This is a genomic window from Amycolatopsis jejuensis, assembly GCF_000717335.1.
In the GTDB taxonomy this organism is placed as follows: Bacteria; Actinomycetota; Actinomycetes; order Mycobacteriales; family Pseudonocardiaceae; genus Amycolatopsis; species Amycolatopsis jejuensis.
Genome location: NZ_JNYZ01000003.1, coordinates 160691 through 186915, shown reverse-complemented (window position 1 = coordinate 186915; position 26225 = coordinate 160691). Strand labels below are relative to the sequence as shown.

Here is a 26225-nt window from a genome sequence, read left to right as displayed (position 1 = left end):
GGCCACCTGACAGCCCGGTCGACCTTGCCGGTTTGGTCCGCCCTGACCAGGGGCGTTGACGGTGCCGGCGGACGGTCGGCGGCAGGTCTCGACCGTCTTGCTCAGCCTCTGGACGGCTCCGCGGCAACGGACCTGCTGTGCTCGTCGACGGGCGGAGCTCCGCCCACGCGGAACCCGAGGAACGCGCCGCCGGTGGCATCGACTACCTGCCCGGTCACCCAGCGCGCGGCTGGAGAGGCCAGGAAGGCGACTACGTCAGCGACGTCGTCGGGCTCCCCGATGCGGTGCAGGGCCGACATACCGGTGATCGCTTCGCGGACCGCGGGCTGGGATTCGAACCAGGCGGCGTTGGCCTCCGTGGCGGTCACCCCGGGAAGCACCGCGTTGACGGTGATGCCCCGGGCACCCAGTTCGTATGCCAGCGTGACGCTGAAGGTGTTGAGCGCGCCCTTGGTCATGGCGTAGGTCAGGACCTCGGGTGTCGCGAGCCGGCTGGACAGGGACGAGATGTTGATGATCCGGCCACCGTCGCGGAGCCGGTCGAGACCGCGCTGCACCACGAAGAACGGCGCTTTGACATTGATCGCGAACAGTTCGTCGAAGTCTTCCGGCCGGGCAGTGGTCAGGGAGGGGTTGGCCCCGCCGATTCCCGCGTTGTTGACCAGCACGTCCACGCCCGGCGCCGCGCCGCGCTCGCTCAGCGCGGTGTCCACGGCCTGCCACAGCCGCTCGGCGCTCCCGGCCACGCCCAGCGGAACGCCGACGGCGAACGCCGCGCCACCCGCCTCGATGATCTGCGCGACCGTGTCGTTCGCGGCTGACTCGTTCGTGCCGTAATGCACCGCCACCAGCGACCCGTCGGCTTCGAGCCTTCGGGCGATGGCGCGTCCCAGGCCACGGCTGGCGCCTGTGACGAGGCTGGTTGTACCGTCAAGTGTTCCCACGACACCATGGTCATTCGGTCATCGGCGGAAGCGCAACGAACTGCGACATGGGGACGGGAAGTTGTCGCAAGTGCTTGCACGATGAGCGCAAGCCGGTACAAGGCGGGAGCAATGCGTCAGGACGCGGTGGAGAAGCGGGATCGGATCCTGGGAGCGGCACGGCGGGTGTTCGCCGAGGGAGGCCAGGACGTGACGATGACGCGCATCGCCCACCGCGCCGGGGTGTCCCTCGCGACCGTGTACCGGCGCTTTCCCACCCGGGAACAACTGGTCGCCGCAGCATTCGCCGACCAGTGGGACGACTGCGTGGCCATCCAGGACCGAGCCATGCACGACCCGGATCCGGCACGAGCGTTGCGTGATCTGGTTCGTACCTACTGCGCGTACGAGCTGAGGGACAGGGGATTCACCCAGGTGTTCGCCGACGCGGCGGCCACCGACGATGGGCTCACCCATGAGTGGCGGCAGGCAGAACGCGTGATCTCCGTGCTGCTGGAGAAAGCCCAGGCAGACGGCACTTTCCGCGCCGACCTCAGCGTCGACGACTTTCGGCTGATGCTCATCGCGCACCGAGGCGTCGTCACAGCCGCCGGCCCGAACGCGGCCGCCGCCTCACGTCGTTTCCTCACGCTGATGCTGCGCTCGTTCGAACCCTGACCGCAGGTGTCGGCTGAGCGACCCGAGAGTGTCGAGCGTTTCACCGTTTCCCGGGACATGCCACCGGGAAGAGGGGTCGCGGTCATCCACAAACCGTCGAACCAGGACGGGCAGCGCCTCGCCAGGGTCAGGATTGCCCTGCGTAGCAACGGTTCTTCAGCCGCTGGTGATAGCCGGATTGTTTCGGCAAGTAAGGAAGCATGGCTCGCCGCTGCGGATCGCCGTGAACCTGCCGGATCCGGCGGCGTTCGCCGTGGTAGCCCAGCAGCACCTGGGCTACGGCCAGATACAGGATCTCGTTGCCCGTTAGCTCCGGGCGGCGGGTGGTACCACATGGGTCATCGATCAGCATGAAGAGTGCTCCGCCGAGCGGCCAGCTTCGCCGAGCGGCCAGCTTCGCCGACGCGTCGGCCGCTTCGCCCCCGGCTCAGCGAACTCCGGTCACCGACATCCCGCATCGAGCCCGCTTCTTGCACCGAACCGGCCCGTCACCGAACCGCCCAGGCCCAAGCACCGCACCGGCCGTCACCGCACCTCCCGGGCCCAGGCACCGCACCGGCGGCCACCGCACCTCCCGGGCCTAGGCATTGCACCGCCCGTCACCGCACCTCCCGGGCCCAGGCACTGCACCGCCCGTCACCGAACCGGCCAGGCCAAGGCACTGCACCGCCCGTTACCGCACCTCCCGGGCCTAGGCATTGCACCGCCCGTCACCGCGCCGCCCGGGCCCAGGCACCGAACCGGCCGCCACCGAACCTCCCGGGCCCAGGCACCGCACCGGCCGCCGCCGAACCGCCCGGGCCAAGGCACTGCACCGCCCGTTACCGCACCTCCCGGGCCCAAGCACCGCATCACCCCTCACCGAACCGGCAACGCCGCTCGCTGCCGCCCCAGCGCAGCCGGGTCCAGGTTTGCTCGCGTTCCCGCTCGATGGCCCTCCCGGTACCCCGACCCCGACAATCGGCGCGGCGCCGCAGACCGTAGGTCGCCGTACTCGCGGTCGAAGGCTTGCTGTACCAACGCCGTCCGGTCGCGGACCACCAGTTCTGCCGTCTGCCCACCCGATTCTGCCCGGTAACTGCGCGCCGCGTTCGTTTCCGCGTGCGTCAACCGTTCGTGGACCGCTCGGGCAAAGCCGTGCAGCCACGTGCGCCGGTACGCCGCCAGCGACTCCCGGAATACCCGTTCCTCCGGGCGTACCCGGGTGAGCTGCGTGCTCGCCTGTAGCAGCAAGCTGGTGAACAGCAATTCGACCCGCGCGAGGTCTGACCGATAGCCGAACACGGTGACCGCCTCGACGCCCTGGCCCACGCGGTGCAGCAGGGTCCGGCAGCGCAGCGGGTACGCAATGCTGGTGAGCAGGCTGGCTTTGTCGCGGCTGTACGGGTTGGCGACCGGCAGCTTCAGCACGGTGATGTCGTCGCCGCGCTGTCCGGACGCGGCCAGCATTGCGTTGTCGATCCCGTGCCGCGCGACCAGTTCGGCGGCTTTCGTGTTGTACAGCTCGGCTTCGGCCGCCGTGACCGCTGGGTCCTCGGCCTTGGCCAGCAGCTTCCGTACGCGCTCCAGCAGCGTGTCGTGGTCGGGCATGAACCCCCCTCTCCTGCGGCACCGGCCCCGGGCGGACCGGCATGGGGTGCACGGTAGGCGTGGGGTACGACAATATTCGATCAGGTGTTCGGGAGTGACACCGGGTACCCGGCGCGTCGCGGCAGGTCACGGTCGTACGATCGCGGTCGTGCCCACGCCTGTCACGCTGGACGTCGCGGTCGTCGGTTCGGGGCCGAACGGCCTGGCTGCGGCGGTGCGGCTCGCACGGGCGGGGCTGTCGGTCGAGGTGTACGAGGCGGCGGACGAGCCGGGCGGCGGGGCGCGATCGGCGCGGTTGTTCGACTCTGACGTCATTCACGACATCTGCTCGGCCGTCCATCCGATGGCGGCTGCTTCGCCGTTCTTGAGGCAATTTGACCTCGACTTCTGCCGCACAGACATCGCGTACGCGCATCCTGTCGACGAGAACACCACGGCGATCGCGTACGTCGACCTCGAGCGCACCTGTGCGCGACTGGGCGTCGACGGTGCTCGTTGGCGGCGCTTCATGGCTCCGTTGATTGAGCGCACCGATGAAGTCACGGAAGTCCTACTCGGGGATTTTCGCCACTTACCGCGGCCGCGTACGGCGGCGCTCATTGCGACACGGGCTCTTGCAGCGCGAGGGAATCCGTTCGCTGGGGTGGAGGCGTCGGCGCTTCTCGCGGGGGTTGCGGCGCATGCGGTTGGGCGGCTGCCGTCGCTGGTCGGGGGTGGGGTGGCGGTGTTGCTTGGGCATCTGGCGCATGTCAATGGGTGGCCGGTTCCGCGGGGTGGTTCGCAGCGGATCATTGACACCCTGGTCGCCGAGTTGGAAGCACATGGCGGTCGGGTGCATACCGGTGCTCGGGTCACGGACATTCGTCAGGTCGCGCATGCGCGGACGGTGTTGCTGGATTTAGCGCCGAAAGGGGTGCTCGAGATTGCCGGGCCGGTTTTGCCGGGTCGGTATCGGAAGGCGTTGGAGAGGGTTCGTTATGGACCTGCGGCGGCGAAGGTGGATTTTCTGGTTTCTGAGGGGATTCCTTGGCGGGACAAGGAATTGGGGCGGGCTGGGACTGTCCATCTCGGCGGGACTCGGGACCAGGTCTTCGCTGCGGAGAATGCAGTGGTGGCCGGGGAAATAGGGGACGAGCCGGTGGTGCTCGTTGCTCAGCCGATGGTGGCTGATCCTTCTCGTGGGGTTACCGGGAAGCAGCCGGTTTGGGCTTATGCGCATGTGCCGCAGGGGGATTCGGGTGATGTCACTGAGGTGATCTGCCGTCGGATCGAGCGATTTGCGCCGGGGTTTCGTGACACGGTATTGGCGTCTCGGGCGGTTTCCGGGGTGGGGTTCGAGGCTTACAACGCCAATTATGTGGGTGGGGATATTGCGGCGGGTGCCATGACGTTGCGGCAGGTGGTGGGGCGGCCGGTGCTTCGGTGGGAGCCGTATCGGACGCCGTTGCCGGGGGTGTATCTGTGCTCGGCTGCTACGCCGCCTGGGCCGGGGGTGCATGGGATGGGTGGGGTACACGCTGCCGAGGTCGTGTTGCGGTGCGAGTTCGGCTTGGGTGGGCACCCCGAGGCCCGATTGTGACGACGTTGGGGCTGCGGCCGGGTGGGTGGTGAAGGCTGTGAAGGGAACCTTCACGGAATCAGATTCCGTGAAGGTGGCCTTCACGGAACGGTAGCGGCGCGAAGGGGCGATCAAGGGCGAGGGGTCGGGCGGACCAGGCCGGTTTCATACGCGACCACAACGGCTTGCGCGCGGCTGGAGATGCCCAGTTTCGGCATCAGGCGGTTCAAATGGGTCTTCACCGTCGCCTCGCTGACGTGCAGCTGCGCCGCGATTTCGCCGTTCGGCATACCGGTTCCCACCAAGCGCAGTACCTCGCGTTCGCGTTCGGTCAGGGTGGTCAGCGGTGGCGCGGGGCCGGACTGCGGGGTGCTCGTGTACGCCTCGACCAGGCGGCGGGTGATCGTCGGGCCGAAGAGCAGGTCGCCGCGGGCTACTGCTTTGATGCCGGCGATCAGGGTTTCCGGTGGGCTGTCCTTGAGCAGGAATCCGGCCGCACCTGCTTGCAGCGCGCGGTACACGTACTCGTCCAGGTCGAACACGGTCAGGATCAGGACGCGCGGGCTGTCCGGGCCGGTGAGGATACGCGTGGTGGCCGAAACGCCGTCGAGGCCGGGCAGGCGGATGTCCATCAGGATCACTTCGGGCGACAGCTGCGCTGCCAAGCGGACGGCTTCCAGGCCGTCCCGTGCCTCTCCGACGACCTCGATGCCCGGCGCGGCTTCGAGCAGCGCGACGAGACCGGCGCGGACGAGGTCCTGGTCGTCCACCACGAGCACAGTGGTCACTTCGGTTCTCCGGCGGTCCGGCCCGGGTACGGGAGCGTCAGCACGACCTCGAACCCCGCAGGATCGCGTGGGCCGATTTCGATTTCGCCACCGTACATTCGTGCTCGCTCGCGCATGCCGACGAGGCCGTGTCCAGCGGGGTTGTCCTCGGCAGCAGAGCCGCCGGAGTCCGACACTCGCAGCCGCAACGCCTCGAGAAGGTACTCGACTTCCAGCTCGGCCACAGAGTCCGGCGCGTGCTTCAGAACGTTCGTAAGCGCTTCCTGCGCCACCCGGTACGCGCACAGCTGCGGCCCAGGCGGAAGCGTGCGCGGCGTTCCCGTAACGCGCAGCTGCACCGAAAGGCCGGCTTCGGCTACACGGCTGACCAGCGCGGGAAGATCGGCCAACCCGGGTTGCGGACGGTACGGCTCCTGGTTCGGCGGCCGCAGCACGCTGAGCAGGCGGCGGAGTTCGTCGAGTGCCTCGGTGGTGGTGCCGGTGATCGTGTCGAGCGCGCCGCGGGCGGTGTCCGGCGCGGATTCGAAGACGTACCTCGCCAGGTTCGCCTGCACCGAAATCACCGAAAGGTGGTGCGACACCACATCGTGCAGCTCCCGAGCGATCTGCAGCCGCTCCTCGACCACCGCCAGCTCCGCGCGGTCGGCCCGCTCCGCGGTCGCGTTCAGGGCGAGCCCGCGCAGGTACACCGAATGTCCGATCAGGATGGTCGCGGACCCCTGGATCACCGCGATGACCGTGTCTCCCACGGGATTCGCGGCGTCGCCGACGAGCAGGGTCACCTCGAAAACGGCCAGCCCGAACAGCGACGGCGGCCACGCGTGGCGCACCGGATAATGCGCCCACACGGTGTACGCGGCGATCAGCACGTCCGGCCGCCCGAGCGTGGCGCGGAATCCGGCCAGCGCGAACGCGCCGACCAGCACCGTCACCACCACCAGCACGATGATCGGGTACCGGCGGCGGACGACCAGCGGGACCGCACCGGCGACCGCGAGCAGCAGGCCGGAAATCCCCGGCCGGTCGCCGAGATCGCCGTGGTGGACGGCCGCACCGGCGAACAGGAAGGTCGCGACGGCGAGGGCCAGCAGCGAATCCACCAGGAGCGGCCGCGCCCGCAAGATCCGCATCACCGCCTGAAGCTACCTCCCTGACCGGCGGTTTCCCAACGACCTACCGCGGCTGCGGCAGGTCGTCTACCGCCAGGGTTTACCCCCGGATGCGGCCGAAGGTGGATCCATCCGGGGGATCGAACCGTTAGCGTCACCCGCGAATGGTCACCCATTCCTGCTGTTCGGTGGGGAGTTTCGGGCCGGGGAGGATCCCGGCTCCCCGCCGGGCACGCACTTCAGCCCAGATACGCGTCCAGGGTCACCGCGAGCGCCGATTCCGGCGAAGGCGCGAAGCTCGCGCCAGCCAGCCCGCCCCACAGCCACAGTTGCGCGAGGCCATGCAGTGCGGCCCACAGCGACGCCGCAACGAGCCGAGGGTCTGTACCCGGTCGCAGTCGATCATTAGCCCGGTCTAGCCGCACGAGCTCCGCGAAGGTGTCGAAAACTGCACTGCTGGCGGCGACAAGCCCTGGTTCGTCAGGGTCGATCAGGTCGCGACGGAACATCAGCTCGAACATCGCCGGGTTCTTCATCGCGAAGTCGACGTACGCGTGACAGGCGGCCGTTACGCGCTCGCGCGGCGTGCCGTCAGGTAACTGTGCACCGCGCTCAAGCAGCTGTGTGAAGCCGAGAGTGGCGACGGCAGACAGTAGCTCCGCGCGACCCGAGAAGTGCCGTAGCGGAGCACCGTGCGACACCCCAGCCGCCTTCGCGATCCCGCGCAGCGTCACGGCTTCTACGCCGGACCCGGTGAGCAGGTCCGCGGCCGTACTGATCAACCGTTGGCGCGCGCTCATGCCTGAGCTTCGGAGAAGGCCACGGGCAGCAGTTCGGGGCGCTTCGGCAGGAAGCCGTCGCCCGGCGAGCGGCCGATGAGCCGGTTGCGCACCCGCGTGATCCCGACCGGCAGCACCTCCTGCCACAGCCAGCGCAGGTCGGCCATCGGCCCGGGGCGCGCGGGGCTGCCGGGCAGCGGCTGCAGCCAGCTGCCGTCGTGCGCGACGCCCAGCCTGTCCAGCAGATGTCCGGCCACGCGCAGATGTCCGGCCTGTGACAGGTGCAGCCGATCCGGCCCGAAGTACCGCGAATCGTGTGCGGCGTGGTCCGGCCACAGGTCCACGAGCTTCGCGCCATAGCTGACCGAGGCCTCACGGATCGCGTCGTTGAGCGCCGTGATCCGCGGCCGCATGCGTCCGCCGAGCGGCATGCGGTGTGCGATGTCGCTCAAGGTGAACGTGACGACGGCCGGCGCGATCTGGGTGCACTGCTTGATCGCGGCGTCCACCCGACGCGCCACCGTGCGAGCGTCCCAGCCGCGGCTCATCACGTCGTTGCCACCGCCGAACAGCGCGATCAGGTCGGGTTCGTGCCGCGTTGCCGCAGGTAGCTGCTCCGCGGTGATCTGGTCCAGCCGCCGCCCGCGAACGGCGAGGTTGGCGTACCGGAACCCAGGCTCGTCACGCGCGAGCCGCCCGGCGACGTAGTCCGCCCAGCCGCGGTACCGGCTGTGGTCGGGGTACGGATCGTCCAGCCCCTCGGCGCAGCTGTCGCCGACGGCGACGAACGTGTGGAAACCCATTCCGCTCTCCGTAACCCCTGGTTCATCTTGTAGACACTGTCTATCAAAGTCAGGTAGACGCTGTCTACCTGGGAGGATCACGGGCATGAAGATCTTGGTGGTGGGCGGCAGTGGCCTGCTGGGTCAGCACGTACGGGATGAGCTGCGGAAACGCGGGCACGAAGCGACCACAGTCGCGCGTACGGCACGTGAGGGAGTCGACAGAGCTCTCGACGTATCGACGGCATCAAGCCTCCATACAGTGCTCGAAGGGCACGACGGCGTCGTCTTCGCGGGCGGGATGGACGACCGTGCGGTAGGACGTGGACCTGTCGAGCCTCGGCTGTACGCGGGCAACGTCGCGCCTGTCGCCGCGTTGTTGCGCGCGGCGCGCGAAGCAGGCTGTACGCGCGCCGCGGTGCTCGGGTCGTACTACACGCACTTCGATCGCGTACACCCTGAGTGGGGGTTGGCTGCGAAGCATCCGTACGTGCGTAGCCGTCACGAGCAAGCACGCGTCGCGCGCGAGATGGGCCTGCCGGTGGCCGTGATCGAGGTACCGTTCGTCTTCGGTGTCGCGGATGGCCGGGTACCGCAGTGGTCGGTGCCGATCGTGAAGTGGGTGCGCTCCGCCGCGCCGCTCTTCGCGCCTGTCGGCGGCACTGCGGCGACGAGTGCCCACGGCGTCGGCGTCGCGACCGTAGACGCGCTGGAGCAAGCATCGGGTGCGGACCTGCCGGTAGCCGAGGAAAACCTGTCGTGGCACGACCTGCTCGCGCGAATGGCAACAGCGGCCGGACACTCGCGTCCGATCCGAGCCATCCCCGCCGGTCCGGTCCGTGCGGCGTTCAAGATCGGCGGATTTCTCAACGGGATCACCGGAAAACAGCCCGGCCTGACCGTGCAACACCTCGACGACCTGTTACTGCGAGAGCTGTACGTGGATCCGATGAATCCGGCTCCGCTCGACAAAGCAATCCGGGAAACGACGGGAAGCTAACCCAGCCGCGCGCGATGAGTCCGTACCGCGGCCAGTCGCGGGTCGGTCGGGGAAAGCGCGGCGCACAACGCGTCCAGGATCGCCAGATCGTCGGCGCCGCAAGAGGTTTCCCAGAACGACCACAGCGTGTCCGGGTCACCGCTGTTCAGTGCGAGCTGGCGGACTTGCGCGCTGATCGACTCGCGTTCGTCGAGAATTGCCGGAGCTTCCGACTCCGCAAGCAGCGGACCACGGAACGAACGAACAGCCGCAGCCGCATCACCAACGCGCAGAGCGTCTTTCGCGCGCAGGAAGTCTGCGTCCACAGTGGCCGCGAGCCGGTACGGGCGCGTCTGCAACACGCCGGTACGCAGCTGCGTGCGCAACCGGTGGATTTCCGCACGTACGGTGACCGGGTTGCCGCTCTCGCCATACAGCTGCAACGCCAGCTTCTCCGCCGACAGACCCCGCGGCTGCAACGCCAGCAGGGTCAACAACTCCGCGTGCCGCAAGGTGAACGGGACGTCTCGACCGTCCACAATGGTCGACCCGGGACCGTCGGTGAGGTACTCGAGCGACAGCTTCCGGCGCGGCGCAGAGCCGGACGTCGCGAGCCGCAGCAGGTAGCCCTCGTCGAGCGGGTCGACGGTCGCGACCCGGCCGTCCGGCAGGGTGACCGTGCCACCGCCCCGCCGTACCTCCACAGTGGACGGAAGGGTGCACGCCTCCGCGGCCAGCACCCGGCCACCCGCCGAAAGCAGCGCGCCGGGACGGCCGCGCAACGACGCCAGATGCGGCATGTTCGCCCGCCGCATCTTCTCGTCGCGGACCGCCAGCTGCGCGCGTAACCGACCTTCCGCGAGCTGCGCCGTGGCCGTGACCAGCGACAACATTGCCGGATGCACTGTCCGAAGTGGACCGCTGACGTCGATCGACCCGAGTAGCGCGCCGGTGTCCGGATCGCGCACGGGCGCCGCTGCGCACGTCCACGTGTGGTAGCGGCGGACGAGGTGCTCGGCGGAGTAGATCTGCACCGGCTTCCCGGTGGCGAGCGTCGTGCCCATGGCGTTCGTCCCGATCGTTTCCTCACTCCACCGGGTGCCCTCGGTGAGCGCGACGCGGTCCGCGCGCAGCAGCACGTCAGTGGCGCCCTCGCGCCACAGGATCAGCCCGTCCGCGTCGGTCACGATCATCATGTGCTCGGCGTCGTCGGCAATGCTCACCAGCATCTCGCGCAGCACCGGCAACACCGGCGCCAGCGGATGTTCCAGGCGCAGCGCGGTGAGCTCGTCCGGTTCGAAGATCAGCGGCGCCTCCCCGGCGTCGGGATCCACTTGCGCGGCCAGCGACCGTTCCCACGATGCGGACACCACCGAACGCGGCGAACGCGGCGCCGGAACCCCGGACAGCACCGCCTCGCGGACGTGCCGGAGCAGCCGCGCGTACGACTCCGGATCGCGCAGCAAATCGGGTTCGGGCAGCTCTGCCACGTGGATCAGAGTAGAGACCCAGGTCACGTGCCTGCAACGTCCGTGCAACGTTGCCCGCCTTACGGTCGCTGCCGACCGTCACCGGACCAGCAACGAGGCAGGGCAAGATGGCCGTTTACGCCGCACCGAACACCGACGGCGCAGTCGTCGACTACGCGACCCGCTACGACCACTACATCGGCGGTGAGTACGTCGCGCCGGCGGGCGGGCAGTACTTCGAAAACCCGACGCCGGTGACCGGCAAGACCTTCACCGAGATCGCCCGCGGCACGGCGGCCGACGTCGAGAAGGCGCTCGACGCGGCCGAGGGAGCCGCGCCGGCGTGGGGCCGCACCTCGATCGAGGAACGCGCGAACATCCTGCTCCGGATCGCGGACCGGATGGAGCAGAACCTCGAGAAGATCGCGGTCGCCGAGGCCTGGGAGAACGGCAAGCCGGTCCGTGAGACCCTCGCCGCCGACATCCCGCTCGCGATCGACCACTTCCGCTACTTCGCCGGTGCCCTGCGCGCCCAGGAGGGCGGGATCTCGCAGATCGACGAGAACACCATCGCGTACCACTTCCACGAGCCGCTCGGCGTCGTCGGGCAGATCATCCCGTGGAACTTCCCGCTGCTGATGGCGGTGTGGAAGCTCGCCCCGGCGCTGGCCGCGGGCAACGCGATCGTGCTCAAGCCCGCCGAGCAGACCCCGGCGTCGATCCACCTGCTGCTGTCGATCATCGGTGACCTCATCCCGCCGGGCGTGCTCAACGTCGTCAACGGGTTCGGCGTGGAGGCGGGCAAACCGCTCGCGTCGAGCAACCGCGTGCGCAAGGTCGCCTTCACCGGCGAGACCACCACCGGACGGCTGATCCTGCAGTACGCCAGCGAGAACATCATCCCGGTCACCGTCGAGCTGGGCGGCAAGAGCCCGAACATCTTCTTCGACGACGTCGCCGCGGCCAACGACGCGTTCTACGACAAGGCGCAGGAAGGCTTTGCCCTCTTCGCGCTGAACCAGGGCGAGGTCTGCACGTGCCCGTCGCGCGCGCTGATCCAGTCCGGCATCTACGACCGGTTCCTCGGCGACGCGGTCGAGCGCGTCAAGAAGATCAAGCAGGGCAACCCGCTCGACACCGACACGATGATCGGCGCGCAGGCCTCGAACGACCAGCTCGAGAAAATCCTGTCCTACATCGACATCGGCAAGCAGGAAGGCGCCAAGGTGCTCACCGGCGGCGCGCAGGCCGACCTCGGCGGCGACCTGTCCGGCGGCTACTACGTGCAGCCGACGGTGTTCGAGGGCGACAACAAGATGCGCATCTTCCAGGAGGAGATCTTCGGCCCGGTGGTGTCCGTGGCGAAGTTCGACGACTACGCCGACGCGCTCAAGATCGCCAACGACACGCTGTACGGCCTCGGCGCCGGTGTCTGGTCGCGCGACGGCAACACCGCCTACCGCGCGGGCCGCGACATCCAGGCCGGCCGCGTGTGGGTGAACAACTACCACGCCTACCCGGCGCACGCGGCCTTCGGCGGCTACAAGGCGTCCGGCATCGGGCGCGAGAACCACAAGATGATGCTGGACCACTACCAGCAGACGAAGAACCTCCTGGTCTCCTACTCCGACCAGGCGCTGGGCTTCTTCTGATGGGCGAGCGGGTCGACCTGACGCCGGCCGCCGCGGATCTGCTGCGGCGGCTGGTGCCTGCCCACGGTCCGGTGATGTTCCACCAGTCCGGCGGATGCTGTGACGGCAGTGCCCCGATGTGTTACCCGGCAGGCGAATTCCGCGTCGGCGAGCACGACGTGCACCTGGGTAACCTGGCGGTGGACGGGATCGACCCGGTGCCGGTGTGGATGTCCGGGCCGCAGTTCGAGTACTGGAAGCACACGCACCTCACCATCGACGTGGTACCCGGCCGGGGCAGCGGGTTCTCGCTGGAAGCCCCGGAAGGGGTGCGGTTCCTCGTCCGTTCCCGGCTGTTCAGCGACGAGGAGTCGGCTGCGCTCAACGGGTGAACCGGGTGCCCCGCGGACTCCGCGGGGCACCCGGGAACAGTGCTAGTTTCGGCTTCATGCTGTCACTGAACGACGTGTACGTGGGGGAGCCGGACGTGCTGGGCTACCGGCGCGACGAGCCGGTGCTGAGCGGGATCCGGAAGGCGCGGGTCGAGGTGCCTGAGCTGGCGTTGTCCGAGCTGAACCTGGCGGGTGACCGGCAGGCGGACCTGACCGTGCACGGCGGGGTCGACAAAGCGGTCTATGCGTATCCGGCCGAGCATTACCGGGCGTGGGTGGCGGACGGTTTTGCCGTGGCGCCAGGCGGTGTCGGGGAGAACCTGTCGGTGACGGGCATCACTGAGGACGACGTGCGCATCGGTGACGTGTGGTCGTGGGGGGACGCGCTGGTGCAGGTCTCACAGCCGCGCAACCCGTGTTACAAGCTGGCGATGCGGACCGAACGCAAGGACATCGTGCCCGCGATGATCGACAGTGGCCGCTGTGGCTGGTACCTGCGGGTGCTGCGCCCTGCGACGGTCCCGACGCGCGCGCCGCTCGAGATCGTGGAGCGCGCGACCGGGCCGACGGTCACCAAAACGTTCCTGATGTCCTATGTGAACTACGCGCGGCTGCCCGCGGACCGGGTCGAGAGTACCCTTGAACTCGCGACCTGGATCCTGGAAACGCCTGCGCTGTCCGCGGATTACCGGTCGGGCATCCGGTCCACTGTGGACCGTTGGCGGACGCGCCGCGCCGGCTAACCCCGCCAGTCCACCTGTGGCGACCGGTAGAAGTCGATTCCCTGCACCACCCAGCGCGGTGCCTGCTTGGCCAGCCGTTCCCGGTACCCGTCCCAGTTGCGCGCTTCTTGTGGGGACCAGCCGATTTCCGCGATTCCCGGCAGCCGCGGGAAGGCCATGTACTCGATATTGTCGTTGGTCCGGATCGTCTCCGTCCACAGTGGAGCTTCGACCCCGGCGACGGACTGTTCGCCGACTCCGGGTACGAAGGTCGCCGGATCCCAGTCGTATGCGTCACGGACCTCGACCAGGCCGGCCCAGGACTGTCCGAGCGGGGTTTCGGCGGTGTACTTCATGTCGAGGTACGCGCGGTTCGCCGGGGACATGATGAACTTGTTCCCGCGCGCGGCCGCGGCAGCCACGTCCGCGTTCGGGCCGCCCTGGTCCCAGTACTGCGGCACCGCCGAGGTGGGCAACGGCGTCTTCGCGATCTCGTGCCAGCCGGTGATCAGCTTTCCGTACTTGGCGACCAGCGGACTCACTTTTTCGTAGAAGGCACGGTAATCCTCGGCGGAAGTCGAATGCGCTTCGTCCCCGCCGATGCCGATGTACTTGCCCGGCGTGATCGCGGCGAGCTCGCGGATCACGTCCTCCACGAACCGGTACGTGATGGGCGAACCAATGCAGAGCGAGCTGTAGCCGACCTCGATGTCCGTGCGCGGCGGGACCGCGACGCCGTCACAGTTGAGTTCCGCGTACGTCGCCTGCGCGGCGTTCGTGTGCCCGGGCATGTCGATCTCCGGGACGACCGTGATGTGCCGGCTTGCCGCGTACGCAACGATTTCCTGGTACTCGGCCTGGGTGTAGTAGCCGCCCGGGTCGCCGTACGCCGCGGTTTTGCCGCCCTCGGTCGCCAGCCGCGGCCAGCTCTTGATCTCGATGCGCCAGCCCTGGTCATCGCTCAGGTGCAGGTGTAGGGTGTTGATCTTGTACTGCACTATTTGATCGATGTACGTCTTCACTTGCGCCGGCGTGAAGAAATGCCGTGCCACGTCCAGCATCGCGCCACGGTGGCCGAAACGCGGGTAGTCGAGCACCGAGCCACCGGCGATCGTCCACGTCCGGTGCTGCACGGTTTTCGCGTCGATGGCCGACGGCAGCAGCTGCCGCAGCGACTGCACGCCCTCGAACAGTCCCGCGGAAGTGTTGGCGCGCAAGCGAACGCCGGACTTCGTCACGTCCAGCTGGTACCCCTCGCTGCCCACGCGCGGGTCAGCGTGCCCGAGATCGAGTGAGATCGTCGACCGCCCCGGGTTCACCGGGACCACCGGCAGCGGATACCCGGTGGCGGGCCGCAACAGCCCCCGCAGGTAGGTGGCGACGTCCCCCGCCCCGCGCCCGGCATGGATCACGGTGAACGGGGTCAGCCGGAAACTGGCGGCAGGGTCGGCGATCGCCTGCACGGGCGCCGGTACGAGGTCGGTGACCTGCCGTTCGCTCGGCGCCGGCCCGGCCGCAGCCGACCCGGGCGCTGCCATCGCGGCAAGCCCGAGCACAGTCGCGCCCAGCACGGCCCTGGACAGGGTCTTCCTCACGGCACACCTCCGGTCGGGGAGCAGGCGGACCCTTAGAGGTATAGACCACCTCTCGTGGCTGGACAACGCCCGAACGGCTGGCCGCGCCTGCCGTGTCCCGCTCACCGGGTCTCGCCGAACAGCACCCCAATGCCACATTGGTTGCATCTGACGCACCGAATGCCACATTGGGTGCGTCAGATGCACCCAATGCCACATTGGGGTTGCGTGGGGGCGGGAAGTCAGGGCCGCAAGATGGTCCGCAACGCATCAAGTACCCCGGGGTCCTCGATGGTCGACGGCACCGGTTCGTCGCGCCCGTCCGCGATACCGCGCATGGTCTTGCGCAGGATCTTGCCCGAGCGGGTCTTCGGCAGCGCCGCGACCACCGACACGTCACGGAACGCCGCCACCGGCCCGATGTCGCGGCGGACCAGCGCCACCAGCTCGGCCCGCAACTCCTCCTCCGGCATTTCGACCCCCGCCTTCAGCACTACGAACCCCCGCGGCACCTGTCCCTTCAGCTGGTCGGCCACGCCGATCACCGCACACTCCGCGACTGCCGGATGCGAGGCCAGCACCGCCTCCATCGAGCCGGTCGACAGCCGGTGCCCGGCCACGTTGATCACGTCGTCGGTGCGGCCCATCACGAACAGATACCCGTCCTCGTCGAGGTAGCCCGAGTCGCCGGTGAGGTAGTACCCGGGATAGCGCGCGAGGTACGCCGAACGGTAGCGCTCGTCGTCGCCCCAGAGCGTCGGCAGCGAACCCGGCGGCAGCGGCAGTTTCAGGGCAATCGCGCCCTCGCGCCCGGCCGGCAGCTGGTCGCCCGCCTGGTCGAGAATGCGGACGTCCCATCCGGGTACCGGTTTCGTCGCCGACCCGGGTTTCACCGGCATCGGCTCGAGACCGCGCGGGTTCGCGGCAATCGGCCAGCCGGTTTCGGTCTGCCACCAATGGTCGACCACTGGCGTGCCCAGGAGGTCGTGTGCCCAGTGGTAGGTCTCCGGGTCGAGCCGCTCGCCCGCGAGGAAGAGCGTGCGGAACTTCGCCAAGTCGTACTTCCTCAGCTCGCCCGCGTTGGGATCGACCTTCTTCACCGCGCGCAACGCCGTCGGCGCCGTGAAAAGCGCCTGTACGCCATGTTCGGCAATGACCCGCCAGAACGCGCCCGCATCAGGGGTTCCAACCGGCTTCCCCTCGTAGAGCACCGTCGTGGCTCCGACCAGCAGCGGCGCGTACACGATGTACGAGTGCCCGACGACCCACCCGACGTCAGAGGCCGTCCACCACACGTCGCCCGCGTGGATGTCGTACAGCGCGCCCATCGACCACGCCAGCGCGACCGCGTGCCCGCCCGCGTCGCGGACCACGCCCTTCGGCCGCCCGGTGGTACCCGAGGTGTAGAGGATGTACAGCGGATCGGTCGCCTTCACCGGCACCGGCTCGACCGGGTCGGCGTCCAGCTCAGCCCAGTCGAGGTCCGTGCCCGACAGCTCCGCGCGCGCCTGCTCGCGCTGGAACACCACCACGTGCGAGGGCTGGTGCGCGGTAGTCGCGAGGGCGGCGTCGATGATCGGCTTGTACTCGACGATCCGGGTCGGCTCGATCCCGCACGACGCGGCGAGGATCAGCTTCGGCTTCGCGTCCTCGATCCGCGCCGCCAGTTCCTTGGGCGCGAACCCGCCGAACACCACCGAATGCACCGCACCGATCCGCGCGCAGGCGAGCATCGCGATCACGGCCTCGGGGATCATCGGCAGGTACAGGATCACGCGGTCGCCGCGGGTCACGCCGAGTGAGACGAGCGCACCGGCGAACGTCGCGACCTCGTCGCGCAGCTCGGCGTAGGTGTAGCGGCGCTTGCGCCCGGTGACCGGCGAGTCCCAGATCAGCGCGTCCTGCCCGCCGCGGCCGCCGTCGGCGTGCCGGTCGAGCGCGTTGTACGCGGTGTTGAGCTCGCCGTCGGGGTACCAGCGGTAGAACGGCTCGCGGGACGAGTCGAGCGCGCGCGTGGGTGGTTTCGTCCAGTCGATCGCGCGGGCGGCTTCGAGCCAGAAGCCCTCGGGGTCGGCCAGGCTGCGCCGGTAGGTCTCGTCGTATGCGCCCACGATGTCTCCTCACGACGGCGGCGGCCGGATCTTTCCTCATGATGGCCCGGCAGGCGGTGTCATGCAGGTCTCGGTCCGGCCCGACCCGGCAACCCCGGGGAACGGGCGCGCGTCCTAAGCTGGACCGTGGGGGTCGGCCGCGCAGCGGCACGACACAGGCACCGACAGTGAGGGGAACCAGGCGGTGAGCGGACTCGCGAGCGCGCTGCTTTCGCTCGCACACACCTTGTTCGGACCCGGCTTCTGCCCGGGTGACTGGGTGTGGGCGACGACCACAGCGGGTGCGCTCGTAGCGCTCTTCCCCGCGGCCGGTGCCCTGGTCGTGGCGCTGGTCCGGAAGGGGACCGGCAACCGGTACGACGCCACCACGCTCACCGTGTTCGGCCTGATCGGCGTGGTCAGCGTGCTGGTGCTGCCGTGGCTCATGGCCACCGGCATCTCGGGGACGTTCCGCGCCGTCAACTCGGGCGTCGCCAGCGGGCTGTCGGCCTCCGAAGCGGCCACGCTCAGCACCAACTACTGCTCGTTCGTCGGCGTGCAGAAGGCGTACCTCGGCGGCGGGTCCAACGTCTTCGAGACGCTCTTCTACCCGCGTGGCATCAAGCTCTCGTACGCCCTGTACGTGCTCGCGTTCACCGTGCTCCCGGCCGGTTCGCTGCTGTTCGTGATGCTGCAGGCGCGCACCGCCTTCCGCCGCGGGCCGAAGTGGCCGTCGCGGTTCTTCTGGATCCCGTTCGTGGTGATGGCGCTGGCGACGGCGGGTATGTCAGCCAACACCGCCGTGCACTTCTGGCTCGGGTTCCTGCCGTTCAGCATCCTGGGGCTGATCCCGGTCGCCCTGGTCGGACCGCCGCCGTGGTCGGTGATCAACCGGCCGGAACCGCGCCGCGACGAGCCACCCGCTCAGCCTCCGCCGCGCCGGGAGCCGCCCCCGCCCGCTCCGGTGAACAAGCCGTACCCGGCCACGGCGCTGGCGCCGGAACCCCCGGCCGCCGGGTTGCTGGCCGCCGCGCCCGGCATGATCCCGCCGCCTCCGGGGTCGCGCGGGGCAGGCGGAAGCCGGTACCGGCGCGTACGCCAGCTCGGCCATGGCGGGTTCGGCACGGTCTGGGAAGCGGTCGACACGCAGCTCAACCGCACCGTCGCGCTGAAGATCGCGCACGCCCCCGACCGCGACACCGAAGAGCGCATGCAACGCGAGGCCCGGGCGCTGGCCGCGGTCAACCATCCCAACTGCGTGCGCGTGTACGACCTGGCCGAGGAGCCGGACGGGCTCGCGCTCGTGATGGAGTACCTGCAGGGCCGCCCGCTCGCCGAGGTCGTCGACGGCCAGGGCCCGATCGACGACGTCGCCGCCGGCCGGCTGTGGTCCACGATGGCAGGCGCGCTGGTCGCGGCCCACGAAAAGGGCGTGCTGCACCGCGACGTGAAACCGTCGAACGTGATCCTCGACCCGGCCGGTCTCGCGCACTTGATCGACTTCGGCATCGCCCGCAGCCAGGGCGACGCCAAGATGACGGCGACCGGAATGATGATCGGCACCCCCGATTTCGTCGCCCCGGAACAGGCAATGGGCGCTCCGGCGAGCCCGGCATCGGACGCGTGGCAACTGGCCGCGACGGTGAGTTATGCGCTGTCCGGACAGCCCCCGCGCGGCACCCGCGAGACACCGATGGCCGCGCTGATGGCCGCGGCGCGCGCGGAACCGGTCACGCATTTGCCCCGGCGGTCGGCGCATGCCCGGATCTTGGCGGCTTCACTGGACCCCGAACCCCGCCGTCGTCCGACGCTGAATTCGGTGCGCCGCGAGGTGGATGGTTGGTTGAGCCGGTCCGGAAAGTCCCTGGACGGCCCGGTTACCCAGATTGTCCCCCGCAGTCAACCCCGCTGACCGGTCGGGAAGTCCGTGAAGGGAACCATCAGGGAATCTGCTGGCCTGAAGGTTCCCTTCACGGACTTCTCGCTTCAGAAGTCGGCAGCCTCGCTGACCGCTTTCACGCCGGAGAACTCCACCCGCTCCTTGGGCTGATGCTGCACCTGCACCTTCTCGAACCCGGCGGCGCTCAGCCTCCCCGGCAGCGTCACCGCGTCCAGGACGTTCATCGTGTCGCCCAGATGCAGCAGCCGGAACCGGAAGCTGAGCTGGCTGTCCACCCCGCAGTAAATCCCGCCCGGCCGCAGCACCCGCGCTGCCTCCGCGAAGATCCGGTCCTGCAGGGCGACGGTTGGCACGTGGTGCAGCATCGTGAAGCACACGACCGCGGAAAACCGCCCCGAATCGAACGGCATGTCCGCGCCGCTGCCCTCGACGATGTCCGCGCGGTCGCCGTACTTCTCCTGCAGCAGCCGCGTCGACGCCGGGTCGATCTCGAGCGCGGTCAGCCGCGGGACGACGTCCAGCAGCACCCGCGTCGTGGCGCCGAAACCGGGGCCGATCTCGAGGACGTCGTCGCCGAGGTCGAACCGGGCGAGCCACCCCGGCAGCACCTCGGCCACCGACGCGGCCCACTTCGCCGAGCTGCAGAGCTTGCGGTGCATCAGGTTCATCGGCATGCCTTCGACGCTAAGGCCGCGGCGCACTGACCGAAAGACGATAGACTGTCACCCCATGTCGCAATACGGTCAATCCGGCGCGATGTTTCTCGGTGACCTGCCGCTCCCCGCCGGGGCCTGGTTCCCGTGGCACGACCATCCCGCGCACCAGCTCGTCTGGGCCGCGCGCGGGGTCGCCGCGGTGATGGTCGGCGACGCGCAATGGGTCCTCCCGTCCACACGGGCGCTGTGGCTTCCCGCCGGAATCCGGCACCGCACCGGCGCGGTCGGCCACGTCGAGCTGCGCGGGATCTACGCCGACCCCGGCCAATGCCCGGTGCACTGGCCGCGGCCGCAGATCGTGGTGGTCCGGCCGCTGCTGCGGGAATTGCTGGAGTACCTGGCGGCAGATGGCCCCGGCCACGAAGCCCGCCGCCGCGCCGAGGCCGTCGCGTTCGACCTGCTCGAACCGCTGGACGTCGTACCCATCGTGGTGCCCGTTCCGGCCGACCCGCGGGCGAAGGACGTCGCGGACGCAGTGCTCGCCGACCCGGCCGATCCGCGCGGCCTCGCCGAACTGGGCCGCGTCGTCGGCGCGAGCGAGCGGACGCTGGCCCGCGCATTCACCCGTGACTGCCGCATGACGTTCGGTACCTGGCGCACCCAGGTCCGCCTCCGCGCGGCACTTCCCCTGCTCGCTCAAGGATTGCCGATGACGACCGTGGCACGCCGGGTCGGGTACACGACGGCCAGCGCGTTCGTCGCCGCCTTCCGCCGCGCGGTCGGGGTGCCGCCGGGGGCCTACTTCAGCGCCACGAACTTCAGCGCCACGACGGCAGCCACATCTCGGCCTGCCAATGCCCGTTCGTGATCGGGATTCCGTTGAGAATCGGCCACAGCCAAGCGAAATTCGCGACCACGAGCCCGGTGTACAACGCCACGACGAGCAGACCGGTACCCCGGCGTTCGAACCCGCGTTTGGCGCTGCCGAGGATCTGACCCAGCGCCAGCACGAGCCCGAGGATCAGGAACGGGGCCATCGGCGTGGCGTAGAAGAAGTACATCTGCCGGTCGATGTTGGTGAACCAGGGCAGGTAACCGGCGAAGTACCCGGTGAGCACGGCCGCGTAGCGCCAGTCCGCGCGGAAGAACCAGCGCCACAGGCCCCAGCCCAGCATCGGCGCGGCGAGCCACCACATCGCGGGCGTGCCGATCAGCATCGTCGCGCCGAGGCAGCGCGATTCGCCGCAGCCGGTGACGTCGCCGTCGTAGTAGTAGAGCATCGGCCGCAGGCCCATCGGCCACGTCCACGGCTTCGACTCCCACGGATGCGGATTGTTCTTGGGCGTCAGCAGGGTTTCGTGGAAATGCAGCACGTTCGCCGTGTAGTTGCCGAGCGAGCGCAGCGCGGGCGGGATCCAGCCGAGCAGGCCGGGGTCGACGTTCTTGGCCTCGGTGTAGTGCCGGTCGGTGGCGGTTTCGCTGGCGAACCACGCCCAGTACGACGCGAAGTACATCAGCACCGGCACCGCCACGATCGCCCACAGCGCCGGTGCGACGTCCCGCCGGATGGTGCCGACCCAGGGCCGCTGGACGCCTGCCGCGCGCCGGGCTGCGACGTCGAAGAACACCGTGAGCAGGCCGAATGCCGCGATGTAGTAGAGCGCCGACCACTTCACGCCGAAGGTCAGGCCGATCATCAGCCCGGCCCCGAACCGCCACCAGCGGAAGCCGAGCTTCGGACCCCACGGCGATTCGTTGACCCAGCCCTCGCGGACCGCCACGGCCAGCCGTTGCCGCACCTGGTCGCGGTCGCAGAGCACGCACGCGAACGCGGCGAGCACGAAGGTGGCGATGAAGATGTCGAGCATCCCCATGCGCGACTGCAGGTGCAGTACGCCGTCGCAGATCACCAGCACGCCCGCGATGCCGCCGAGCAGCGTCGAACGGGTGAGCCGGCGCGCGATGCGGATGGTGAGCAGGATCAGCAGCGTGCCCGCCAGCGCCGGCATGATCCGCCAGCCCCAGCCGTTGTAGCCGAACAGCCATTCGCCGACCGCGATGAAGTCCTTGGCCAGCGGCGGGTGCACGACGAGCTCGTACCCGGCGTTGTCCTCGTACCCGCCGTTGCGCAGCATCTGCGCGGCCTGCGGAACGTAGTGCTTTTCGTCGAAGACGGGGCTGGCGTGGTCGGTCGGATGGCCGAGGTTCTGGATGCGGACGACAGCGCCGATCAGGGTCAGCACGATCGTCACGACCCAGCCGCGCAGCCGGTCGGCGGGCATGCCGCGGCCGAGCAGGGTCGCCTCGCGGTCGGTCGGGGGACGGCGCGCGCCGACCGGGTCCGGCCGCACGCTCTCGTCGTCGGCACGGGTCAGCAGCGCGGTCACGGGGCCCGATACTACGACCCTGAGCGGGTCGGGCGTGGACAGGCGGCCTGGTTACGCTGGGTGCCATGACTGCTTCGCCCGGACGGCTCGTGCTCGCCGCCACCCCGCTGGGCGATCCCGGCGACGCCTCCGCCCGCCTGATCGACGCGCTGGGCTCGGCGGACGTCATCGCCGCCGAGGACACCCGCCGCCTGCGCACCTTGACGTCCGCGCTCGGCGTGTCGCCGTCGGGACGGGTGGTGAGCTTCTACGAGGACGTCGAAACCGCGCGGCTCCCGAAGCTGCTGGAAGCCCTGCGCGGCGGCGAGACGGTCCTGGTGGTCACCGACGCCGGGATGCCGAGCGTCTCGGACCCCGGTTTCCGGCTGGTTGCCGCATGCGTTGCGGAGGATTTGCCGGTCACCTGCCTGCCAGGCCCATCGGCCGTGACGACGGCGCTCGCCTTGTCCGGTTTGCCGTGCGACCGGTTCTGCTTCGAGGGTTTCGCGCCCCGCAAGCCGGGGGAACGGGCGAAATGGCTGAGGGAACTGGTCGGCGAGCGTCGGACAGTCGTGTTCTTCGAATCGCCGCATCGGGTGGCATCGCTGCTGTCGGACGCGGTGTCGGTACTGGGCGCGACTCGCCGGGCGGCGGTGTGCCGGGAGCTGACCAAGACGTACGAAGAGGTCAAACGGGGCACCTTGGCGGACCTGGCTTCTTGGGCTGCGGACGGTGTGCGCGGGGAGATCACGGTGGTGCTGGAAGGCGCTCCCGCACGGCAGGCGTCGGTGGCGGATCTGGTCCCGGAGGTCGCCGAGCGAGTCGCTTCGGGGGAACGGCTGAAGACGGTAGCGGCCGAGGTCGCGGGCGCGACGGGAGTGTCTACAAAGGAGCTTTATGCGGCGGTACTCGCGGCCCGGAAGTGATGAGGTTGTGCGTGCGGCTCGGGAGTGATGCGGCTGTGCTCGCACCTCGGAGGTGCTGCGGCTGTGCTCGCGGCTCAGAGGTGACCTGGCGGCTGTGCGTGCGGCTCGGGAGTGGCCCCGCGGTTTGTGCTTCCGGACCGGAAATGCTCTGGCGGTTTGGCTTGGAAATGACCCGGCGGTTGTGCAGCCGACCAACCCCTGTCTGCGCCGATCGGCGCGGTGGCGGGCGCACCGTCCGCGGCTTCCGGACCGGAAGCGGCGCGGTTGTGCGGGCGGCTCGGAAGTGATGCGGCTGTGCTCGCGGCTGTGCGTGCAGCTCGGGAGTGACCCGGCGGCGGTTTGGTGGCCGCCGCCGGGTGGTTGCGTCAGCCTTGCCGGGCGTTGATCGCGGCCTGTAGCTGCAGCCAGGTCGGGTCGTGCGGGCTTGCTTCGGTGGTTGCGGCCAGATCGTCCGGGTCCCAGGTGCGGACGCCGTCGGTCAGCACGAGGTGGGTCTCGTCGGGGACTTCTGTTGTCCTGGCAAGGAAATCGGCGACGGTGGCCGGATCGGGAGCGGTTGCGGCCATCGGGATCAGGGCGAGTTCGCTGCCGGAGGCCACGATGAGGGCACCGGCCGAGGTGGTGGCCAGCGCCGTGATCGCCGAGCCGAACAGCTCGTGCTCGGTGGCTTGCGCGCGCTCGACGTCGAGTTCCACCAGCGACCCGGACGGCGTCCCGATCCACAGCAGGTCACCGGCGAACGCGAAGTTGTGCTTGGCCCAGGCGCGGCGTTCCTCGTCTTTGCCAGGAAGGTCAAGCGAGGTATTCAGGACCCGGCGGAGCGACGGGAACTCGAACACCGCGACCATGTGCTCGTAGGCGTTGCCGCGAACCGCGAGGTAGCGCCCGTCGCCGCGGAAAACGGGCAGGCGGTAGCCGTCGGCGTCCAGAACCAGCGCGTGCTTGAGGAACCGGCGCGGGGAATCGTTGCGGGAGAAGAGCACCATGGTCCCGCCCTGCTCGCTCCGCAGAGCGGCGACCAGCCCACCGGCCGGATGGGTGACGATGCCGGTGTCCCAGTACGGTCCGGTTTGGACGGTTGCGGTGGCGAGGTCGATGACGTCCGAGACGACGTCGACCTCGGTCGAGGATGGCGACGGCGACGCCAGCAAGGACCGGCCGTCCGCGCTGAAGGCCAGGTTGCGGTACGCGGGGAGGTTCAGTTCGGCCGCGTTTTCCGGGGTCCAGCGGACCGTTTTGCCGTCGACGGCCGCGATGAGCTCCGGCCGTTCCGGATGCCAGGCGAGGACAGGTTCCTTTCGCTCCCAGTGGTGGATGTCGCCGTATTCTGCGGAATCTGCACCGAGCACTGCGGTTCTTCGCAGATTCTGTGCAGTGTCGTAAAGGTGCACCGCAGGCCGGTCACGCTCGACGGCGGCCGCGAGCGGAAGGGTCGGATGGCACACCAGCCGTCCGAACGGTGCGGCGGGGATCCGGGAAGTGGTCTGGACAATAGTCACGCGGGGACCTTAGCCGCCACTTCCGCTCTGCAGCAGCATTTTCGCGGCCACATGGGCCTTTTCGGCATCCGGTTCTTCCCCGGTGATCGCGTCCGTGTAGATGAACGATTCGCCGACGCGCACCAGCAGGTACGCCAGGTCCACCTCCGGCAGGGGCGAATGCAGCCGCCCGGCTTCGGCTTCCTCGGCAAGCAGAATGCACAGCTTCTCGATGGTGCGCGACTGCACGATGCTCGCCTTGGTGGTCAACAGCCGTAGCGCGCGTTCGGGTTCGCGGCGCAGGAACGCCCGGAACGGCGCGGACTCGTTGACGGTGCGCACGAACGCCCCGATCGCGTCCGCGATACCGTCGCCGCCGCGGCCCGCGTACGTGACGTTGTCGAGTACGGCAGCCGTTTCCGCCCACAGGATCTCGCTGAGCAGGTGGTCGCGGCTGCCGACCCAGCGGTGCAGCGTGGCTCGGCTGACGCCGAGCTCGGCCGCCAGCTCTCCCATGTCGACTCGTTCCCCGGCCAGGAACCAGTCGCGGGCGAGCCGGAAGGCCGCGACGGCATCGGGTCGCGGGGTGCGGTCGGCGAATGGAGTTTCGATGCCTGAGACATTACCACACTTGCCGCATGAGTGAGACATGTGGCAGAATGTCTCATGACGAGAGGGGGCCGCGGAGATGCGGGCTGTACAGGTGACCGAGTTCGGTGGTCCGGAAGTACTCAAGGTGGTCGAGCTGCCGGATCCGGTGGCCGGGCCGGGTCAGGTGCTGATCGAGGTGGACCGGGCCGGGCTGAACTATGCCGACACTCATCAGGCAGAGAATTCCTACCTCGCGCCGAGCGCGCTGCCGCTGGTGCCGGGCGCCGAGGTGGTAGGCCGAACGGCCGAAGGCAAGCGCGTGGTGGCGCTGGTCACGGACGGCGGCTACGCCGAACGCGTCGCGGCCGAGGAGGCAATGACCTTCCCGGTCCCCGACGGCGTCGACGACCTGAACGCGCTGTCCATGCTCGTCCAGGGCGCGACGGCGTGGGTCATGCTGCGCAAGAACGCGCACCTGGAATCCGGCGAGACAGTGGTCGTGCACGCGGCGGCAGGCGGAGTCGGGTCGATTGCGGTGCAGCTGGCCAAAGCGTGGGGCGCCGGCCGGGTCATCGCGACGGCAAGCAGTGAGGAAAAACGTGCGCTGGCCGTGGAGCTGGGCGCAGACGTCGCAGTCGACTCCCGCGCGGACAACATGACCGACGTCCTCCGGGAAGCCAACGACGGCAGGCGAGTCGACATCGTGCTGGACATGGTCGGCGGCCCAACCACCGACCAGAGCATCGCCGCGCTGGCGCCGTTCGGCCGCCTGGTGTTCTACGGCATGGCAGGCCGCCGCAAACCGAAACCGATCGAGCTGGGCAACCTGCTGGGCCACAGCACCACGGTGGCCGGAATGTGGCTGCCACACGCGTTCACCTTGCCGGGCAACGTTTTCGGCGCTGCGTTGAATGACCTGTTCGCGATGGTGCAAGCAGGCACCCTCCGAGCCGTCGCAGGAGGCGAGTACGCACTGGAAGAAGCCCGAGCCGCCCACGAGGCCCTCCGCTCCCGCGGCACGACGGGGAAACTACTACTGAACCCACGGCAGTAGCCCAGCTTTCGCGGCGGCCCGCGGGCGGCGGTCTCACCCACGGCGGCAACCCCGTCGTCCCGAGGTGACAACAGACCCCCTCGTCCCGAGGTGACAACAGAAAGGCGGTCAATCCGAGAAACCACCCCCGAGCGACTTCCAGTGTGCGACGGCAGGTCCTCCCATGAAGCGGGCTGGCAGGTCGCAGTGC

At 69.2% G+C, this 26225-nt stretch carries 23 protein-coding genes and 1 pseudogene; 10 read left to right on the top strand and 14 right to left on the bottom strand.

Annotation, left to right across the window (positions count from 1 at the left end):
• Positions 1-101 precede the first annotated feature (101 nt).
• Positions 102-944 carry an SDR family oxidoreductase gene (locus OO71_RS03860; RefSeq protein WP_084144682.1) on the bottom strand — a complete coding sequence of 281 codons (843 nt, stop codon included), beginning with the start codon at positions 942-944 and terminating at the stop codon, positions 102-104.
• 111 nt (positions 945-1055) lie between these two features.
• Between OO71_RS03860 and OO71_RS03855 the strand changes: the two genes are divergently transcribed.
• Complete coding sequence (locus OO71_RS03855) at positions 1056-1601, top strand: TetR/AcrR family transcriptional regulator (protein WP_051790977.1); 546 nt, start codon at positions 1056-1058, stop codon at positions 1599-1601.
• 14 nt (positions 1602-1615) lie between these two features.
• Here OO71_RS03855 and OO71_RS46975 read toward each other — a convergent pair.
• Together OO71_RS46975 and OO71_RS03845 are read right to left on the bottom strand one after the other, a co-directional pair.
• Positions 1616-1953, bottom strand: a pseudogene (locus OO71_RS46975) (IS982 family transposase); the annotation flags it as partial.
• A gap of 506 nt (positions 1954-2459) precedes the next feature.
• The gene (locus OO71_RS03845; RefSeq protein ID WP_033288190.1) at positions 2460-3191 is read right to left on the bottom strand and encodes a DUF2786 domain-containing protein; all 732 of its coding nucleotides are present in this window, start codon (positions 3189-3191) and stop codon (positions 2460-2462) included.
• Between the two features lie 148 nt (positions 3192-3339).
• Here OO71_RS03845 and OO71_RS03840 point away from each other — a divergent pair, with 148 nt between their 5' ends.
• Positions 3340-4770 carry a phytoene desaturase family protein gene (locus OO71_RS03840; protein WP_033288189.1) on the top strand — a complete coding sequence of 477 codons (1431 nt, stop codon included), beginning with the start codon at positions 3340-3342 and terminating at the stop codon, positions 4768-4770.
• 110 nt (positions 4771-4880) lie between these two features.
• Here the strand turns inward: OO71_RS03840 and OO71_RS03835 are convergent, their stop codons facing one another.
• The 4 genes from OO71_RS03835 to OO71_RS03820 all read right to left on the bottom strand — a co-directional run bounded on the left by OO71_RS03835 (position 4881) and on the right by OO71_RS03820 (position 8228).
• Positions 4881-5537 carry a response regulator gene (locus OO71_RS03835; protein WP_033288188.1) on the bottom strand — a complete coding sequence of 219 codons (657 nt, stop codon included), beginning with the start codon at positions 5535-5537 and terminating at the stop codon, positions 4881-4883.
• Entirely contained in the window at positions 5534-6667 is a 1134-nt protein-coding gene (locus OO71_RS03830; protein WP_051790975.1) for a sensor histidine kinase, read from the bottom strand. The genes OO71_RS03835 and OO71_RS03830 overlap by 4 nt, the downstream gene beginning before the upstream one ends.
• Positions 6668-6885: 218 nt before the next feature.
• Entirely contained in the window at positions 6886-7446 is a 561-nt protein-coding gene (locus OO71_RS03825) for a TetR/AcrR family transcriptional regulator (protein WP_033288187.1), read from the bottom strand.
• Positions 7443-8228 (bottom strand): SGNH/GDSL hydrolase family protein, encoded by a 786-nt coding sequence (locus tag OO71_RS03820; protein WP_033288186.1) that lies wholly within the window; start codon positions 8226-8228, stop codon positions 7443-7445. The genes OO71_RS03825 and OO71_RS03820 overlap by 4 nt, the downstream gene beginning before the upstream one ends.
• Before the next feature lie 85 nt (positions 8229-8313).
• On the opposite strand from OO71_RS03820, the gene OO71_RS03815 reads away from it, so the two are divergent.
• The gene (locus OO71_RS03815) at positions 8314-9207 is read left to right on the top strand and encodes an NAD(P)H-binding protein (protein WP_033288185.1); all 894 of its coding nucleotides are present in this window, start codon (positions 8314-8316) and stop codon (positions 9205-9207) included.
• On the opposite strand, the gene OO71_RS03810 is transcribed toward OO71_RS03815, so the two are convergent.
• Entirely contained in the window at positions 9204-10676 is a 1473-nt protein-coding gene (locus OO71_RS03810; RefSeq protein WP_033288362.1) for a helix-turn-helix domain-containing protein, read from the bottom strand. The two genes, OO71_RS03815 and OO71_RS03810, sit on opposite strands and share 4 nt — an antisense overlap.
• 107 nt (positions 10677-10783) lie before the next feature.
• Between OO71_RS03810 and adh the strand changes: the two genes are divergently transcribed.
• Genes adh through OO71_RS03795 form a run of 3 tightly spaced genes read left to right on the top strand, consistent with a single transcriptional unit; the run spans position 10784 to position 13421 of the window.
• The gene (gene adh / locus OO71_RS03805; protein WP_033288184.1) at positions 10784-12307 is read left to right on the top strand and encodes an aldehyde dehydrogenase; all 1524 of its coding nucleotides are present in this window, start codon (positions 10784-10786) and stop codon (positions 12305-12307) included.
• Positions 12307-12678, top strand: coding sequence for a DUF779 domain-containing protein (locus tag OO71_RS03800; RefSeq protein ID WP_033288183.1), 372 nt, complete (start codon positions 12307-12309; stop codon positions 12676-12678). The genes adh and OO71_RS03800 overlap by 1 nt, the downstream gene beginning before the upstream one ends.
• 56 nt (positions 12679-12734) lie before the next feature.
• Positions 12735-13421, top strand: a complete 687-nt coding sequence (locus tag OO71_RS03795; protein ID WP_425388648.1) for an MOSC domain-containing protein — start codon at positions 12735-12737, stop codon at positions 13419-13421.
• Here OO71_RS03795 and OO71_RS03790 read toward each other — a convergent pair.
• Together OO71_RS03790 and OO71_RS03785 are read right to left on the bottom strand one after the other, a co-directional pair.
• Positions 13418-14995, bottom strand: coding sequence for a beta-N-acetylhexosaminidase (locus OO71_RS03790; protein ID WP_033288182.1), 1578 nt, complete (start codon positions 14993-14995; stop codon positions 13418-13420). The genes OO71_RS03795 and OO71_RS03790 overlap by 4 nt on opposite strands.
• A gap of 221 nt (positions 14996-15216) precedes the next feature.
• On the bottom strand, positions 15217-17085 hold the full coding sequence (locus tag OO71_RS03785) for a propionyl-CoA synthetase (protein ID WP_033288181.1): 1869 nt from the start codon (positions 17083-17085) through the stop codon (positions 15217-15219).
• A 184-nt stretch (positions 17086-17269) separates the two neighbouring features.
• Here OO71_RS03785 and OO71_RS03780 point away from each other — a divergent pair, with 184 nt between their 5' ends.
• Positions 17270-18976, top strand: coding sequence for a serine/threonine-protein kinase (locus tag OO71_RS03780; RefSeq protein ID WP_033288180.1), 1707 nt, complete (start codon positions 17270-17272; stop codon positions 18974-18976).
• A 74-nt stretch (positions 18977-19050) separates the two neighbouring features.
• Here the strand turns inward: OO71_RS03780 and OO71_RS03775 are convergent, their stop codons facing one another.
• Positions 19051-19638: a class I SAM-dependent methyltransferase gene (locus tag OO71_RS03775; protein ID WP_033288179.1), complete on the bottom strand. Its 588-nt coding sequence runs from the start codon at positions 19636-19638 to the stop codon at positions 19051-19053.
• A gap of 55 nt (positions 19639-19693) precedes the next feature.
• On the opposite strand from OO71_RS03775, the gene OO71_RS03770 reads away from it, so the two are divergent.
• Positions 19694-20488 carry an AraC family transcriptional regulator gene (locus tag OO71_RS03770; protein ID WP_425388647.1) on the top strand — a complete coding sequence of 265 codons (795 nt, stop codon included), beginning with the start codon at positions 19694-19696 and terminating at the stop codon, positions 20486-20488.
• On the opposite strand, the gene OO71_RS03765 is transcribed toward OO71_RS03770, so the two are convergent.
• Complete coding sequence (locus OO71_RS03765; RefSeq protein WP_033288178.1) at positions 20439-22007, bottom strand: dolichyl-phosphate-mannose--protein mannosyltransferase; 1569 nt, start codon at positions 22005-22007, stop codon at positions 20439-20441. The two genes, OO71_RS03770 and OO71_RS03765, sit on opposite strands and share 50 nt — an antisense overlap.
• 65 nt (positions 22008-22072) lie before the next feature.
• Between OO71_RS03765 and rsmI the strand changes: the two genes are divergently transcribed.
• A complete protein-coding gene (rsmI, locus tag OO71_RS03760; protein ID WP_033288177.1) occupies positions 22073-22912 on the top strand; it encodes a 16S rRNA (cytidine(1402)-2'-O)-methyltransferase in 840 nt (279 codons plus the stop codon).
• A gap of 365 nt (positions 22913-23277) precedes the next feature.
• On the opposite strand, the gene OO71_RS03755 is transcribed toward rsmI, so the two are convergent.
• Positions 23278-24411 (bottom strand): hypothetical protein, encoded by a 1134-nt coding sequence (locus tag OO71_RS03755; RefSeq protein WP_051790974.1) that lies wholly within the window; start codon positions 24409-24411, stop codon positions 23278-23280.
• 9 nt (positions 24412-24420) lie between these two features.
• Complete coding sequence (locus OO71_RS03750) at positions 24421-25041, bottom strand: QsdR family transcriptional regulator (RefSeq protein ID WP_162186023.1); 621 nt, start codon at positions 25039-25041, stop codon at positions 24421-24423.
• 37 nt (positions 25042-25078) lie between these two features.
• On the opposite strand from OO71_RS03750, the gene OO71_RS03745 reads away from it, so the two are divergent.
• Complete coding sequence (locus tag OO71_RS03745; RefSeq protein WP_033288176.1) at positions 25079-26035, top strand: quinone oxidoreductase family protein; 957 nt, start codon at positions 25079-25081, stop codon at positions 26033-26035.
• Positions 26036-26225: the final 190 nt, after the last annotated feature.